General features: G+C 74.0%; 8 protein-coding genes. 2 read left to right on the top strand and 6 right to left on the bottom strand.

Translation table 11 applies throughout. The features are described 5' to 3' along the window. Positions 1–52 precede the first annotated feature (52 nt). The 4 genes from AB0F71_RS33135 to AB0F71_RS33120 all read right to left on the bottom strand — a co-directional run bounded on the left by AB0F71_RS33135 (position 53) and on the right by AB0F71_RS33120 (position 10,038). On the bottom strand, positions 53–7,927 hold the full coding sequence (locus AB0F71_RS33135; RefSeq protein WP_360242494.1) for an amino acid adenylation domain-containing protein: 7,875 nt from the start codon (positions 7,925–7,927) through the stop codon (positions 53–55). Next, on the bottom strand, positions 7,924–8,928 hold the full coding sequence (sbnA, locus tag AB0F71_RS33130) for a 2,3-diaminopropionate biosynthesis protein SbnA (RefSeq protein WP_360242491.1): 1,005 nt from the start codon (positions 8,926–8,928) through the stop codon (positions 7,924–7,926). The genes AB0F71_RS33135 and sbnA overlap by 4 nt, the downstream gene beginning before the upstream one ends. Before the next feature lie 260 nt (positions 8,929–9,188). Further along, entirely contained in the window at positions 9,189–9,479 is a 291-nt protein-coding gene (locus tag AB0F71_RS33125) for a hypothetical protein (protein ID WP_360242488.1), read from the bottom strand. 256 nt (positions 9,480–9,735) lie between these two features. Beyond that, entirely contained in the window at positions 9,736–10,038 is a 303-nt protein-coding gene (locus tag AB0F71_RS33120; protein ID WP_360242485.1) for a hypothetical protein, read from the bottom strand. 161 nt (positions 10,039–10,199) lie between these two features. On the opposite strand from AB0F71_RS33120, the gene AB0F71_RS33115 reads away from it, so the two are divergent. Next, positions 10,200–11,204 (top strand): helix-turn-helix transcriptional regulator, encoded by a 1,005-nt coding sequence (locus AB0F71_RS33115; RefSeq protein WP_360242482.1) that lies wholly within the window; start codon positions 10,200–10,202, stop codon positions 11,202–11,204. Positions 11,205–11,293: 89 nt separating this feature from the next. Here AB0F71_RS33115 and AB0F71_RS33110 read toward each other — a convergent pair whose 3' ends face one another. Next, the gene (locus AB0F71_RS33110; RefSeq protein ID WP_360242479.1) at positions 11,294–12,112 is read right to left on the bottom strand and encodes an ABC transporter permease; all 819 of its coding nucleotides are present in this window, start codon (positions 12,110–12,112) and stop codon (positions 11,294–11,296) included. After that, positions 12,109–13,254 (bottom strand): ATP-binding cassette domain-containing protein, encoded by a 1,146-nt coding sequence (locus AB0F71_RS33105; RefSeq protein ID WP_360242476.1) that lies wholly within the window; start codon positions 13,252–13,254, stop codon positions 12,109–12,111. The genes AB0F71_RS33110 and AB0F71_RS33105 overlap by 4 nt, the downstream gene beginning before the upstream one ends. A gap of 459 nt (positions 13,255–13,713) precedes the next feature. Between AB0F71_RS33105 and AB0F71_RS33100 the strand changes: the two genes are divergently transcribed. Further along, positions 13,714–15,945, top strand: coding sequence for an MMPL family transporter (locus tag AB0F71_RS33100; RefSeq protein WP_360242473.1), 2,232 nt, complete (start codon positions 13,714–13,716; stop codon positions 15,943–15,945). Positions 15,946–15,987 lie beyond the last annotated feature (42 nt).

The following is a 15,987-nucleotide window of genomic DNA, read 5'->3' as shown; positions in this document are numbered from 1 at the left end:
TTGGAGCTCCGTCCGGGGCGTCGCCCGGTGCGGGGCTCGGCCGAGGCCGTGGTCACAGCTCGTCCCCCCAGTCGTTCATCTCGTCCTCGAATTCGTCGATCTCGTCCTGGCTGAGTGCCACCAGGTCGAGGTCGGACGGTGTCCAGCCGCCGGCGCCGGGCTCCCGGGTGTGCTTCACCAGGGCCCGCAGGGCGGTGAACCAGCCGTCGGCCACGGCCTCGGCGTCGGCCTGTGCCAGCGCCTGGCCGGCCCAGGTCCAGCGGGCGCTCAGCCGCGGTCCGTCCGGGCCGTCCTCGGTCACCGCGTTGACGTCCAGGACGTGCGGCAGCGGCATCCCCGGGTCGGATCCGGCGGCCAGCGCGGCGGACTGCTCGGTCAGCGACCAGTCCTCGCCGGTGGGCGCGGGCAGCCGGCCCAGGTAGTTGAAGCCGAGCTGCGGCCGGGCGGCGCCGGACAGCTCATCGGCGCCGTGCCCGTCCGGGCCGGGCTTGTCCAGGTACCGCAGCAGGCCCCAGCCGAGCCCGTGTCCGGGCACCATCCGCAGGTGCTCCTTGACCAGCTTGAGGCTGTGCCCGGCGGCCGGACCGCCGGCCAGCGCCTCCGCCAGGTCCACCGGGCCCGGGTCGAGCCGCAGCGGGTAGGCGGTGGTGAACCAGCCGACCGTGCGGGACAGGTCCACGCCGGGGGCGAACTCCTCGCGCCCGTGGCCCTCCAGCTCCACCGGGACAGCGCCCTCGGGCCGTCCGGTGCGCCGCCGCCAGTCGGCGACGGCCAGCGCCAGGGCGGTCAGCAGCACGTCGTTCACCTCGGCGTGGAACGCCCCGGTGACCTCGGTGAGCAGCGCCGCCGTGGTGTCGGTGTCCAGGACGCGGTGCAGCGTCCGGGCGGTGGCCGCGGTGTCCACCGCCGGGTCGGCGGCCCGGTGGCCGAGCGGGGCCTGCCCGCCGGCCGACTCGGCGCGCCACCAGTCGAGTTGGGCGCGCACCTCGGGCGTGCTCGCGGTCCGCTCCAGCAGCCCGGACCAGTGCCGCAGCGAGGTGCCGACCGGCTGCAGCCGGACCGGCTCGCCGGCCAGTACGGCCGCGTGGGCGCGGGCCAGGTCGGGCAGCAGCACCCGCCAGGACACCCCGTCGACCACCAGGTGGTGCAGGGTGAGCAGCAGCTCGCGGCCGGCCGGGTGCCAGAGCGCCCGGACCATCCCGCCCTGGTACGGCGCCAGCCGCTCGCGGTTGGCGACCGCCTCGGCGGGCCAGTCGGCCGCCGGGCCGTCCAGGACGGAGAGCAGCGCGCCCGCGTCGACCGTGCCGGGCTCGCCGATCAGCAGCGACCAGTCCGGCAGCAGCCGCAGCCGCAGCCCGTCGTGGTGGTCCAGCAGGGCCTGGAGGGCCGCGGTGAGCGACTCCCGGGTGGCGTCGGCCGGGGTGCGGACCAGCACGGCCTGGTGGAAGCCGTCCACCGGCCCGCCGAGCTCGCGCAGCCAGTGCCCGATCGGCAGCTGGCCCAGCGGGCCGACGCCGTCCTCGGTACCGACCGTGGCGACCGCCTCCGGCCCCTCGGCGTCGCGGGCCACCACGGCCAGCGCCGCCGGGGTCCGGTGGGTGAAGACGTCCTGCGCGGTGACCACCAGCCCGGCCGCGCGGGCCCGGCTGACCAGCTGGATGGAGACGATGCTGTCGCCGCCCAGGTCGAAGAACCCGTCGTCGGCGCCGACCCCGGGCAGTCCGAGCACCTCGGCGAAGACCGCGCAGAACGCGGCCTCCCGGGCGTCGGCCGGGGCCCGGCCGGTGGAGGCGGCGGCGTAGTCGGGCGCGGGCAGCGCCCGGCGGTCCAGCTTGCCGTTGCCGGTCAGCGGCAGGGTCTCCAGCGGGACGAACGCGGAGGGCACCAGGTAGTCGGGCAGCTCCGCGGCGAGTGCGGCGCGCAGCTCGCCGACCGGCAGGCCGGCCGGGGTCACGTAGGCGACCAGCCGCTTGTCCCCGGGGCGGTCCTCGCGGACGATCGCGGCGGCCTGCTCGACGCCCGGCTGCGCGAGCAGCGCGGTCTCGATCTCGCCGAGCTCGATCCGGAAGCCGCGCAGCTTGACCTGCTCGTCGACCCGGCCGACGTAGTCCAGCTGGCCGTCGGCCGTCCAGCGCACCAGGTCCCCGGTGCGGTACATCCGGTCGTTCGAGCCGCCGTTCGAGCCGCCGTACGAGTCGGCGTACGGGTCGGCGGTGAAGCGCTGGGCGGTGAGCTCCGGCCGGTGCAGGTAGCCCAGGGCCACCCCGGCGCCGGCCACGTACAGCTCGCCGATCACGCCCGGCGGGACAGGCCGCAGGGCCTCGTCCAGCACGTACACCCGGGCGCCGGCCAGCGGTCGGCCGATCGGCGGCTTGACCGCTCCGGCCAGTGGTTCGCTGACGGTGGCGCAGACCGTGGTCTCGGTCGGGCCGTACGCGTTGAGCATCCGCCGGCCCGCGGACCAGCGCTCGACCAGCTCGGGCGGGCAGGCCTCGCCGGCCGTGATCAGGGTCAGCCCCTCGGGCATCGGCAGCCGGGCGGGCCAGGCGGCGAGCACCGTCGGCGGCAGGCAGACCACCTCGATGCCGGCCGTCGCGACCAGCTCGGCGAGCGGCTCGCCGGGCGCCCGGTCGGCCTCCGCGGCCAGCACCAGGACGGCGCCGCTCAGCAGCGCGGTGAGCAGCTCCCAGGCGGCGGCGTCGAAGCTGAACGAGGCGAACTGGAGCAGCCGGGTGCCCTCGCCGACGCCGAAGCGGTCGTGCTCGGCGGCCAGCGCGGCCACCGCCCGGTGCGGCACCAGCACGCCCTTGGGGCGGCCGGTGGAGCCGGAGGTGTAGATCACGTACGCCGGGTGGTCCGGCCCCAGCGGGGCGGTCCGTTCGGCGTCCGTCGGGTCGTGCGCGGGGGCGGCGGCGATCGCGGCGGCGGTCGCCGGGTCGTCCAGCAGCAGCACTGGTGCGTCCTGCTGCTCCGGCAGCCGCCCGGCCACCGAGCCGTGGCCGAGCACGGCCAGCGGGGCGGAGTCGGTCAGCAGGTAGGCGATCCGCTCGCGCGGGTACGCCGGGTCGACCGGCAGGTAGGCCGCGCCCGTCTTGAGGACCGCGAGCACCGCGACGACCGCGTCGACCGTGCGCGGCAGCGCCAGGGCGACGATCCGTCCGGGGCCCGCGCCCAGGGCGATCAGGTGGTGGGCGAGCCGGTTGGCGCGCTCGTTGAGCTCGCCGTAGCCGACCTCGGCGCGCACGGCGCCGTCCTCGAACCAGCGCAGCGCGGGCCGCTCGGGTGCGCGGTGCGCCCGCTCCTGGAACAGCGCCGGCAGCTGGACCGCGCCGACGGTGGTCGGGGTGGCGGCCCCGCTCCAGGAGCCGAGCAGCCGCTCGCGCTCCTCGGGCAGCAGGGCGTCCAGGCCGCTGAGCGGCCGGTCGGGCTCGCCGGCCAGCAGGCCGAGCAGGTGGGTCAGGCGGTCCGCCAGGCCCTGGGCCGTCCGCTCGGTGAACAGGTCGGTGCTGTACTCCAGGGTGCCGGTGAGGCCGTCCGGCTCGCCGCTGGCGCCGTACCGCTCGACCAGTTCGAAGGCCAGGTCGAACTTGGCCGTGCCGTTGCCGACCGGGCTGACCTCGGCGGTGATCCCGGGCAGCTCGGGGCGGGCCCCGGCGTTGTTCTGGAAGGCGAGCATCACCTGGAAGAGCGGCTGGCGGGCCAGCGAGCGCCCGGCGCCGAGCCGGTCGACCAGCTTCTCGAAGGGCACGTCCTGGTGGGCCAGGGCGGTCAGCACGGTCTCCCGGGCCCGGCCGACCAGTTCGCGGAAGGTCGGGTCGCCGGACAGGTCGGTGCGCAGCACCAGGGTGTTGACGAAGAAGCCGACCAGGTCGTCCAGGGCGCCGTCGGTGCGTCCGGCGACCGGGGTGCCGAGCGGGATGTCGGTGCCGGCGCCGAGCTTGCCGAGCAGTACGGCCAGCGCCGCCTGCACCACCATGAACGGGCTGGCGCCGGTGGACCGGGCCAGCTCGGCCAGGGCGCGGTGCGCCCCGGCGTCCAGCCGCAGCGGCACGGTTGCGCCCCGGTAACTGGGTACGGCCGGCCGCGGGAAGTCCACCGGCAGTGCCAGTTCCTCCGGGAGCCCGGCCAACTGGGTGGCCCAGTAGTCGAGCTGACGACTCATCAGACTCGCCGGGTCGTCCGGCTCGCCGAGCAGGCGGCGCTGCCAGAGAGTGTAGTCGGCGTACTGGACGGGCAGTTCGGCCCAGGCCGGGGCCCGCCCGGCCAGCCGGGCGCGGTAGGCGGTCTGCAGGCCGTCGACCAGCGGGCGCACCGACCAGCCGTCGGCCGCGATGTGGTGCTGCACCAGCAGCAGCACGTGCTCCTCGACACCGGTCTCGAACAGCACCGCGCGCAGCGGCGGTTCGACGGCCAGGTCGAAGGGGGCACCGGCCCGGGCGGCCAGTTCGGCGTCCAGCTCCTCGGCCGGGCGGCCGGTGAACGGCACCACGGGCAGCTCGGGGCAGGCCTCGCCGACCGGCAGCACCAGCTGGTGCGGGCGCCCGTCCTCGGCGGGGAAGACGGTGCGCAGGCTCTCGTGCCGGGCGACCACGTCGGCCAGTGCCTCGGCGAGCGCCGCCCGCTCCAGCGGGCCGGTCAGCCGGACCGCGTGGGACAGGTGGTAGGTGGCCCCGGCCGCGTCCAACTGGCTGAGGAACCAGAGCCGTTGCTGCCCGGGGGAGAGCGGGATGCGCTCCGGCCGCGGGCCGGCGGTGAGCTCCTCCCGGGCCGGCGCGGCGCCGTCCAGGGCGAGGGCCAGCGCGGCCGGGGTGGGCGCCTCGAACAGGGTGCGGATCGGCAGTTCGACGCCGAGCCGGGCACGCAGCCCGGTGACCACCCGGCCGGCCAGCAGCGAGTGCCCGCCGAGCGCGAAGAAGTCGTCGTCGGCGCCGACCCCGTCCAGCTCGAGCACCTCGGCGAACAGCGCGCACAGCAGCGCCTCGCGCTCGGTGGCCGGGGCCCGCCGCTCGCCGCGCAGCGCGCCGAAGTCCGGGACGGGCAGGGCCTTGCGGTCCACCTTGCCGTTGGGGGTCAGCGGCAGCGCCGCCAGCGGCACCAGCACGGCCGGGACCATGTAGTCGGGCAGCACCCGGGCGAGTTCGGTGCGGACGGCGGCCGGGTCGGCACCGCCGGTCAGGTGGGCGACCAGCCGGGCGCCGCCGGAGGGGTCGCGGGCGACGGTGACCACCGCGTCGGCGACGCCGGGGACGGCGCGCAGCGCGGCCTCGACCTCGCCGGGCTCGATCCGGTGGCCGCGGATCTTGACCTGGTGGTCGACCCGCTCTAGGAACTCCAGTTGGCCGTCGCCGCGGTGCACCACCCGGTCGCCGGTGCGGTACATCCGGGAGCCGGGCGCGGCCGCGTACGGGTCGGCGACGAAGGCCCCGGCGGTGCGCCGCGGGTCGTTCAGGTAGCCGCGGCCGACGCCGCGCCCGCCCACGTACAGTTCGCCGGGCTGGCCGGCCGGGACGGGCTGGAGCGAGTCGCCGAGGACGTAGAGCCGGGTGTCGCGGACCGGGCGGCCGATCGGGGCGCGCACCGAGTCCAGCTCCGCGGGGGAGCCGATCAGGGCGTGGGTGACGTCGTCCGAGCACTCGGTCGGCCCGAAGGCGTTGACCAGCGGGATGCCGGGGCGCAGCGCGAACCAGCGGCGGGCCAGGTCGGCGGGCAGCGCCTCGCCGGTGACCACCAGCCGGCGCAGCGCGGGCAGCGCGGGCAGCGGGGCGCCGGCCTCCCAGGAGTCCAGGGCGGCGCGCAGCAGCGAGGGGACGACCTCCAGCACGGTGACGCCCTCGGCGTCGGCGAGCGCGAACAGGGCGCCCGGGTCGGCGGCGAGCTCGCGGGAGACCACCCGCAGCCGGCCGCCCGCGACCAGCGGGCTGAGCATCTGCCAGACCGAGATGTCGAAGGTGACCGGGGCGTTGTGCACCACGGTGTCGGCCTCGGACAGTTCCAGGTCGGCGTGCTTGGCGAGCAGGTGGTTGACCATGCCGTCGCGGTGCACCATGGCGCCCTTGGGGCGGCCGGTGGAGCCCGAGGTGTAGATGACGTAGGCGAGTTCGGCGGGGCCGCCGGCGGGCGCCAGCAGCTCCTGGTCGCGGGCGTCGTCGAGGGCGAGCACGGCGGGGCGTTGCGGCAGGGCGCCGAGCAGGGTGTCGGCGTACGGCCGCTGGTCCTCGCCGTGCAGCAGGACGGCGGCGCCCGCGGCCTCGACCAGCGCCGCGCCGCGGGCGGCCGGGGCCTGGACGTCCAGCGGGAGCCAGGCGGCCCCGGCGCCGAGCACGCCGAGGACGGCGGTGACGAAGCCGGTGCCGGGGGCGGCGGCGATCGCCACCAGCCGGTCCGGTCCGGCGCCGGCGGCGAGCAGCCGGCGGGAGAGCGCGCTGGCCCGGGCGACCAGCTCGGCGTAGTCGAGCCGGCCGGCGTCGTCCTGGACGGCGACGGCGCCGGGACGGGCCTGGGCGAGCGCGCGGATCCGGGGCACCACGTCGGTGAAGGCCTCGGGCTGCTGCCCGTAGCTGTTCCACTCGACCAGGACGCGCTCGCGCTCGGCGGCGGGCAGCGCGGTGATCCGGCCGACCGGCAGCTCGGTGGAGACGGTCGAGAACTCCTCCAGGTAGCCGAGCAGGGCGTCCCGGAAGAGGTCGAGGCGCTCCTGCGGGTAGCGGTCGGCGTCGCCGTCGACGCGCAGCTCGCAGCCGTCCTCGCCGCTGTCCAGGAAGAGGATCTGGAGGTCCGGGACGGGGCCGGTGGACAGGTTGCGGACCAGGGCGCGGCAGTCGCCGAGGGCGAACTCGCCGCCGGTCTGCAGCACGTTGACGGCGGGGCCGAAGGTGCGGCCGGCGTCGCCGGTGAGCCCGAGCTCGCGGCGGATCGCGTCGTGCCGGTGGCGCTGGTGGCGCAGCGTGCCGCGCAGAGCCGCGGCGACCTGGGTGAGCAGGCCGTCGCGGCCGAGCGCGGGGTGGGCGTCGAGCGGCAGCGGCAGGAAGTTGGCGCGCATGCCGGGGACGGACTGGGCGAGCGGGGTGGTGCGGGCGGCGACCGGGAGGGTGAGCACGACCCGGTCGGTGCCGCAGAGTTGGGCGAGGCAGCCGGCGGTGGCGCCGATCAGCAGGGTCTGCCAGGTGACCCGCTCGGCCCAGGCGGCGTCCTGCAGCCTGGTGACGGTGGCGGCGGGGATCAGGCCGGTGCTGCGCAGGGTGTGGCGGGCGGGCGGGCCGAGGTGGCCGGAGAGCACGGTGGGTTCGATGCCGTCGGCCAGCCGCTCGGCCCAGTAGGCGCGGTCGCGCTGGTGGGCGGGGGAGGCGAGGTAGTCGCGCTCCTCGGCGAGCAGTTCGGCGAGGGTCGGGTCGACGGCGGGCTCGGCGTCGGGCAGGTCGTACTCGGCGGCGAGCCGGCGGTAGACCAGGGCGCGGCTGAACCCGTCGACCAGGATGTGGTTGGCCCGGACGTACAGCCAGGCCAGTTCGGGGCCGATCAGGACGAGGGTGGCGGCGAAGGCGTCGGGGCCGAGGGTGGACGGACGGCGTCCCTCGGACTCCAGGAACGCTTCGGCTGCCGCGCGCGGGTCGGGCTCGCCGGTCAGGTTGAGCACCGGGAGGGGACGCTCGCGGGGCGGTTCGACGATCTGCACCGGCAGGCCGTCGCGCTCGGCGAAGCGCACCCGCAGGCACTCGGTGCGGTTCTGCACGCGCTGCCAGGCGGCCCGCAGCCGCTCGTGGTCCAGCGGGCCGGTCAGCTCCAGGACGTCCGCCATGGTGAACACCGGGTTGCCCGGGTCCAGCTGCTGGGCGAACCACATCTCGCGCTGGGCGTCGGACAGCGGCAGTTCTCCGGGCCGCCCCGGTTCAGGAAATTCAGAAAACAGCGCTGTATGACGCATCGTCATCTTACCCCCGTGGCAATGGCGTTGGGCGGCGTACGGCGGTCTACGGCATCGAGCGCGTCGGCGCCGTAGATGTCGCGCACCCAGGCGCTCTGGTAAATGGTGTCGAGGTAGCGGTCGCCCAGGTCCGGCGAGACGGCGACGGCGACCACGTCCTGGCCGAGCCGGTGCTCCGCCAGCCAGGCCGTGGCCCCGCTGACCACCGTCCCGGTGGAGCCGCCGAACAGGAAGCCGCCGCGGGCCAGTCGGTGACAGGTGCGGACGGTGTCCAGTTCGGGCACGTGCACCACGTCGTCGACGAAGCTCTCGTCCAGCAGGGCCGGCCGGACGCCGGCGCCCAGGCCGGGGAGCATCCGCGGGCCGGGCTCGCCGCCGAAGGTGACCGAGCCGACGCTGTCCACCGCGACGATCCGGGTGTCCGGCCGGTGCTCCTTGAAGTAGCGGGCGCAGCCCATCAGCGTGCCGGTGGTCCCGGCGCCGACGAACAGCAGGTCGAGGTCCGGGAACTGGCGGTGGATCGACGGCGCGGTGGTGCGGTAGTGGGCGCGCCAGTTGTCCGGGTTGGCGTGCTGGTTGAGCCAGACGTAGCGCGGCGAGGAGGCGCACAGCTCGCGGACGAAGTCCAGCCGGGCACCGAGGAAGCCGGTCTCCGGCGACGGCTCGGTGATCATGTGGACTTTGCCGCCGAGTGTTTCGATCAGCTGCCGGGTGGACAAGTTCGTACGTGGGTCGACGACGCAGATGAACTGATAGCCCCGGACGGAGGCGATCATGCTCAGCGCCATCCCCAGGTTCCCCGAGGAGGACTCCACCAGGACGGAGTCCCGGTTCAGCCGGCCGTCCCGCTCGGCCGCGTCGACCATGCTGAGAGCCGCCTTGAGCTTGACGGAGCCGGCGAAGTTGAAGCCCTCGCACTTGAGGTACAGCGGGTAGTCGAACATCGCCCGGAGGTCGACGAAGAGTTCGTCCTCGTTGAACTCCTGCGGCGTTCTGATGATGGGCATCGCCCGTTCCCCTTCGGTGTCAGGAGAGTGACGGGACGTCAGTCCCAGATGATGTCGTCGCCGTGCGCGGAACCGGCGCCCGGGCCGGCCGGGCCGACGGTGGTGCGGGCGGTGGTGCGGGCGGTGGTGACGGTGGTGCTGCTCATGGTGAACCCCCGGTGGCAAGTGGAGCCGCGGGCCGTGGAATCGGCGGCGGCGGAACGACTTCGGGCGGATGAGTGCCCTGCTGGGTCCGGTCCCCGTGCCGGGCCGCTGGGAGGTCAGTCCCAGATGATGTCGTCGCCGTGCACGGAGCCGGTGCCCTTGGCGACCGGACCGTCCCAGATGATGTCGTCGCCGTGCACGGAGGCGGTCGTCACGCGGACCGGGACGGCCTTGGTGACCGGGCCGTCCCAGATGATGTCGTCGCCGTGGACGGAAGTGGTGCGCGCCTCGGCCGGGGCGGCCACGGCGGTGGCGGCGCCGGCGACCGGCGCGGTGAGGGCGGCGCCGGCGACCAGCAGGCCGAGGACGGCGGCGGTACGGGCGGCGACAATGGTGATGCTGCTCATGGTGAACCCCCGGTGGCAATAGGGCCGCGGGCCGTGAAATCGGCGGCGGCCGAGAAACAGACGAAACGGATGAGTGCTGTGCCTGGTTCAATTCCCGCGGTGAATGACCGCGCGGGACCGGCTCTCGAATCCTGCGGAAGGGGGTTCCGGCCCCCTTCGGCGTGACCAAGTCTGTCTCGCACACACGTTCCGTGCCACAGTTCTCCATGTCAGGGTCCTGCCCTGGCAGCACCCTGCACAGCGCCCGCCCCGGAGCTCACTCCTCCAACAACGGCAGCCGGTCGTCGCTGAATTCGGCCGCCAGCCGCCATCCGCGCAGTTCAGGCGCGTCACGCAGGCAACGGCGGGTGATCCGTTGCGCTGCGGAATCCGGCTCTCCGGATTTCGCGGGGCCGAGAAAGAAGACCAGATCGGCACCGAGCGGGTCGATCTCGACGTAAACGTGCTCCAGTCCGTCGGCCGGCTCGGCGGCGTTCCGGAGTAGTTCGACGAGTTTGTCGGGCGTGACCTGTTCCGGTTCGACGATACCCCGAACCAGACGTCCGACAGTGATATACATGTCAAATCCTCTCGTGGGTGGACCCGCTCGAAGTCCGCAGGTAAGGGCCTGGGCCCCAAAACGCGGTGGTTGTGGGCTGGGTGTCGTAACATGCCCCCGAGATCCGGCAATGACGTGGCGTCATCAGGTTCGCAACATCGGGGGGGCAGGCGGTGCTGTCAGTGTTAGGACTGGATCCCGACGCCGAGGCCGTGTACCGGACGGTGCTGGCCAGGCCTGAACTCGGAATCGCCGGAGTGGCACAGGAGCTCCAGTGGCCCGAACAGCGCGTCCGGGAGGCCCTGGACGGACTGGCCCGGCTCACCCTGATCAGGCACTCCGAGCTGCAGCCCGGGCACCTCCTGCTGGTGAACCCCGAGGTCAGCCTCGCCATGCTGATCGGCCGCCAGGAGGTCGAACTCGCCGAGCGGCAGCGCCAGATAGCGCACAGCAGGCTGGAGGCGGCCAAGCTGGTCGCGCAGTACGCTGAGAGCCGCAAGGGCGAACGGGGCCTGGGCGTCGAACAGTTGGAGGGCGTCGACCAGATCCGGCTCCGGCTGGAGGAGCTCTCGCACTCGTGCGTCAGCGAGATCATGGGATTCGCGACCGGCGGCGGACAGTCGCCGGCCGCCCGAAGAGCCGGCCAGGTCGCCGACCAGGAGGTCTTCGACCGGGGCGTGCAGATGCGCAGCATCTACCTGGAGAGCGCCGCCAACGACGGCGGCACCATCGCCCACCTGGAGTGGCTCACCGAGCGGGGCGCCCGGGTGCGGATAGCCCCGTCGCTCCCGATGCGCCTGGTGATCTTCGATCGCAAGGTCGCGGTCGTCCCCACCGATCCGGACGACACCAGCGTGGGGGCCCTGGTGCTGTCCGGTCCGGGACTGGTCTCCGCGCTCTGCGCGCTGTTCGAGTACGTCTGGGAGAACGCCGCCCCGTACGGGAAGGCCCCGACCAAGGGGGCCGAGGGCCTCAACCCGCAGGCGATGGCGGTGCTCAGCCTGCTCGCCCAGGGCCACACCGACGAGGTGGTGGCCCGCAAGCTCGGGGTCTCGGTGCGCACCTCGCGCCGGATCACCGCGGAACTGATGGCCTGGCTCGGCGGCCGGAGCCGCTTCCAGGCCGGGGTGATCGCCGGTGAGCGCGGTCTGCTGCAGGGCGGTGCGCCGCCGCGCGAGGGCGACTGAGAGCAGCCCTCCGGCGGCGCGCGGACGCGGCCGGCCGGACCGGACGGGACGACTGCCGTCCCGTCCGTCCCGGCCGGCCGGGTGGTGCGTCAACGCGTCACCGCGGTGCGGTAGACCCGCAGGTTGACCGGGACAAGCACCGCGAGCAGGGCCGCCACCACGATCACCGCGAGCAGCACCGGGTGCCGGTCCGGCAGGCTGGTGCCGACCACCGTCGGGGCGTTGCCCCACAGCTCGCGGCAGGCCGAGGCCACCAGGCTGACCGGGTTCCACTCGGCCACCGCGCGCAGCCAGGCGGGCAGCCCGGACAGCGGCATGAACGAGTTGGACAGGAACGACAGCACGACCAGGAACAGCGCCGAGATGCCGTTGATCGCCTCGGCGTTGCGCATCAGCATGCCGACCAGCGCGCCCAGCCAGAGCATCGCGTAGGCGAAGGCCAGCACCAGGACGAAGCCCAGCGCCGCCGAGCCGGCGTCCGTGTGGATCCGCCAGCCGACGCCCAGGCCGGCCAGGGAGACCGCGAAGGTGGCGGCCGCGGCGGTCAGCAGGTCGGCCGCGGTGTGGCTGACCAGTACGGCGGAGCGGCCCATCGGCAGCGAGCGGAAGCGGTCGATCAGCCCGGTGCGCAGGTCGGTGGCCACGCCCAGCGCGGCCACGCCGACGCAGGTCAGGCCGACCTGGGCGAACACCCCGGCCATCACGTAGTCGTGGTACTCGCCGGAGCCGGTCACGGTCACCACGCTGGCGAACAGGTAGCCGAGCACGACCACCATGGTCACCGGGGTCAGGGTGATCGCGATGATCTTCTCCGGGGTGCGCCGCAGGTGCCGCAGGTGGCGGCCGATCAGCGCGGCGGTGTCTCCGAGGGCCGTGCCGAGGCCGGCCGAGGCGCCGATGTCGCTCACTGCTCGTCTCCCGTCCGTCCGGCGGCGGCCGCCACCGGTTCCCGTTCGCCCTGCCCGCCCTGCCCGCCCTGCCCGCCCTGCTTGCCCGCTTCGCCCTGCCCGGGCCGCTCGTCCTGCCCGGCCCGCGGCTCCGGTGCGTCCGATGCGCCCGGTGTGCCCGGTGCGAGCGCCGGAGCGCCCGCCTCGGGGGCCCGGCCGACCTGGGTGCCGCGCCCGGTCAGGTGGAAGAACACGTCGTCCAGCGAGGGGCGGCGCAGCGCGAAGTCCGTCACCGGCACCCGGGCCGTCTCCAGGGCGACCGCGGCGGCGGCGATGGTGCCGATGCCGTCGGCCAGTTGGACGGTGATCCGGCGCCCGGTGCGGTCCACCTCGGGCTGGGCGGCGGCCACCGGGGCGAGCACGGCCAGCGCCTGGGCGACGGCCGCGTCGGTGCCGACGCCCACCTCCAGCCACTCCTCGCCGACCTTGCGCTTGAGCTCGTCCGGGGTGCCCTCGGCGATCACCGTGCCGGTGTCGATGACCAGGATCCGGTCGGCCAGGAAGTCGGCCTCCTCCAGGTACTGGGTGGTGAGCAGCACGGTCACCCCCTGGGCGACCTGCTCGCGGACCATCTCCCAGAGCACCAGCCGGCTGGCCGGGTCCAGCCCGGTGGTCGGCTCGTCCAGGAACAGCACCTCGGGCCGGCCGATCAGCGCGGCGGCCAGGTCCAGCCGGCGGCGCATGCCGCCGGAGTAGGTCTGGGCCGGCTTCTCGGCGGCGTCCTCCAGCTCGAACCGGGCGAGCAGCTCGGCCGCCCGCTCCCGGGCACCCTTGCGCCCCAGGTGCAGGAGCCGGCCCAGGAGTTCGAGGTTCTCGCGACCGGTGAGCAGCCCGTCGACGGCGGCGTACTGACCGGCCAGGCCGATCCGCCGGCGCACCTGGCGCTGCTGGCGTACGACGTCGAAGCCGGCCACCTCGGCCCGCCCCTGGTCCGGTTCCAGCAGGGTCGCCAGCAGTCGGACGGTGGTGGTCTTGCCGGCGCCGTTGGGGCCCAGCAGGCCGAGCACGGTGCCGGCCGCGACCTCGAGGTCCACGCCCCTGAGCGCGTGGTGCTCGCCGTATCTCTTGCCGAGTCCGGTCGCCCTGATTGCGGTGTCCATCATTCATTCCCCCTTCCACGGAGGTCTGTGGATCGTTCGGAAAGCAGACGCCGGAGCACATTCCGGCGCGGAATCGTGAAATTCGTTGGAATCGTTCGGAGTCGGCCCTCGGGCCCGGTCGGGTGCTCGCGCACTCGACGACCGGTCGGTCGCACGGGGCGGCCGGCCGACTTTCCCGAATCATCGGCCCGGCGTCACTCGAATGTGGTCCGCTCGAATGGTTGTCCCTCAACGGGGACCGACCGTAGCACCGGGGAAACGGGGCCGGTAAGGGGCTCCGGCCCGGCTCCGCTGGCAGCAGCTTGCCACCGCAGGATGCTGCAACTCCCAGGGGCTCCAAAGCCGTTCGCGAGGGCCTACGGTCATGGGTATTCCCCCGGTCACCCTCAAGCCGGTGAGGACACATCCAACCCGTCTGTCGCCACCGCGGCTTGATCATTGCCGCCGATCGCAGGAGAGGTAATGGCACGTCAGAGCAATTTCGCGGCCCGGCTGGGCGAGTGGAGTGCCCAGCACCGCAAGACCGCCGTCTTCGGCTGGATCATCCTGGTCATCCTGGTCACCGTGCTCGGTGGCATGGTCGGGCAGAAGAGCCTGACCCAGGCCGACTACGGGACCGGGGAGTCCGGCAGGGCCGCCCAGGTCCTCAAGGACGCCGGGATCAACGACCCGGTCAACGAGCTGATCCTGGTCCACAGCGACGCACTGACCGCGGACTCCGCGGAGTTCCGCGGCGCCGTCCAGGCCGCCGCCGACGCGGTCAACAAGACCGGTCTCGCGGAGAACCTGCGGGACCCGTACACCACCCAGGCCTTCTCGGCCGACAAGCACTCGGCGCTGATCATGTTCGCCGTCACCGGCGACCCGGACACCGCGGCCGACCGGATCGACCCGGTGATCACCGCCGTCCAGGACACCGCCAAGGCCCACCCCCAGGTGACCCTCGGCGAGTTCGGCGGCGCGACCGCCCTCAAGGGCATCAACGACAGCCTCGGCGACGACTTCACCCGCGCCGAACTGACCGCCCTGCCGGTCGCGTTGGGCATCCTGCTGGTGGTCTTCGGCGCCTTCGTGGCGGCCGTGCTGCCGGTCGCCCTGGCGGTCACCGCCTGCATCGGCGCGCTCGGGCTGCTCGCGCTGAGCAGCCAGGCGGTGCCGGTGGACGGCATGACCAACTCGGTGATGTTCCTGATGGGCCTCGCCGTCGGCGTCGACTACTGCCTGTTCTACCTGCGCCGTGAGCGCGAGGAGCGGGCGGCCGGCCGGGACAAGGCGACCGCGCTGCGGATCGCGGCCCACACCTCGGGCCACTCGGTCATGGTCTCCGGCCTCACCGTGATGATCGCGATGGCCGGCATGTTCCTCTCCGGGCTGACCGTCTTCGAGGGCTTCGCGATGGCCACCATCGAGGTCGTCGCGGTCGCGGTGGTCGGTTCGATGACCGTGCTGCCGGCCCTGATGTCGATGCTCGGCGACAAGGTCGCGTCGGGCCGGATCCCGTGGATCAGCAAGCGCCGGCAGGCCGCCGCGGCGAGCCCGAAGCCCGCCAACGCGCTGCTGCGCGGCGTGCTGGCCCGCCCGGGGATCTTCGCGCTGCTGTCCGCCGCCGTGCTGCTGGTGCTGGCCCTGCCGGCGCTCGGCATGAAGACCGAGAAGCTCGGCATGGACAAGCTGCTGCCCTCGGACAACCCGCTGGTCTCGGTCTCGCAGCGGATCGACCGCGAGTTCCCGGGGTCGCCCTCGCCCGCCACCGTGGTGGTCAAGGCCGACAACATCGACTCGCCGCAGGTCGCCAAGAGCATCGAGGACTTCAAGCAGGCCGCCCTGGCCTCCGGGAAGACCGGCAACCAGATCGACGTGCGGTACTGGAAGGACAAGAACATCGCCCAGATCAGCGTTCCGCTGGCGGGCAGCGGCACCGACGCCACCTCCAAGGCGGCCCTGTCGGCGCTGCGCGGGCAGATCGTCCCGCAGACCCTGAAGACCGTTCCGGGCACCACCGCGCTGGTCGCCGGTGACCTCGCCTTCTCGGTCGACTACAACGACCAGCTGGACCGCAGCATCGTCCCGGTGTTCGCCTTCGTCATGGGCGTCACCTTCCTGCTGATGCTGTTCTCCTTCCGCTCGCTGACCATCTCGATCACCTCGATCCTGCTCAACCTGCTCTCGGTGGCGGCCGCCTACGGGGTGATGACCGCGGTGTTCCAGCACGGCTGGGGCGCCTCGCTGGTGGGCACCAAGGCGCCGGGGGCGATCGAGTCCTGGATGCCGCTGTTCGTCTTCGTGGTGCTCTTCGGCCTCTCGATGGACTACCACGTGTTCGTGGTCTCCCGGATCCGCGAGGCGTACCTCTCGGGCAAGTCCAGCCGGGAGGCGGTCGGCCTCGGCATCCGCAACACCGCCGGGGTGGTCACCAGCGCCGGTCTGATCATGGTCGCGGTGTTCGCGGTCTTCGGCACCCTGGGCATGCAGGACTTCAAGCAGCTCGGCATCGGCCTGGCGGTCGCGGTCCTGCTGGACGCCACCCTGGTCCGCGCGGTGCTGCTGCCGGCGGTGATGGCCCTGCTCGGCGACGGCAACTGGTACCTGCCGCGCTGGCTGGGCGGCGGCCGCACCACCCGCGCCGCGCACGCCGCCGGGGCGAACCCCGCCGCCGGCCAGCGCGAGCCGGCCGGCACCGCCCACGTCGGCTGACCAGGCCGCGCCCGCCCCGCCCCTCCGCCCGACCCTCCGTCC

The organism is Kitasatospora sp. NPDC028055 (assembly GCF_040637885.1).
Lineage (GTDB): Bacteria > Actinomycetota > Actinomycetes > Streptomycetales > Streptomycetaceae > Kitasatospora.
The sequence above is the reverse complement of the archived record's forward strand: the minus strand, read 5'-3'. Positions and strand labels throughout refer to the sequence as shown.

Bases quoted from the DNA above. Each gene is read 5' to 3' on its own strand.
- AB0F71_RS33125 (WP_360242488.1), bottom strand. From the start codon at position 9,479: ATGAGCAGCATCACCATTGTCGCCGCCCGTACCGCCGCCGTCCTCGGC.
- AB0F71_RS33100 (WP_360242473.1), top strand. From the start codon at position 13,714: ATGGCACGTCAGAGCAATTTCGCGGCCCGGCTGGGCGAGTGGAGTGCC.
- AB0F71_RS33105 (WP_360242476.1), bottom strand. From the start codon at position 13,254: ATGATGGACACCGCAATCAGGGCGACCGGACTCGGCAAGAGATACGGC.
- AB0F71_RS33135 (WP_360242494.1), bottom strand. From the start codon at position 7,927: ATGACGATGCGTCATACAGCGCTGTTTTCTGAATTTCCTGAACCGGGG.
- AB0F71_RS33120 (WP_360242485.1), bottom strand. From the start codon at position 10,038: ATGTATATCACTGTCGGACGTCTGGTTCGGGGTATCGTCGAACCGGAA.
- sbnA (WP_360242491.1), bottom strand. From the start codon at position 8,928: ATGCCCATCATCAGAACGCCGCAGGAGTTCAACGAGGACGAACTCTTC.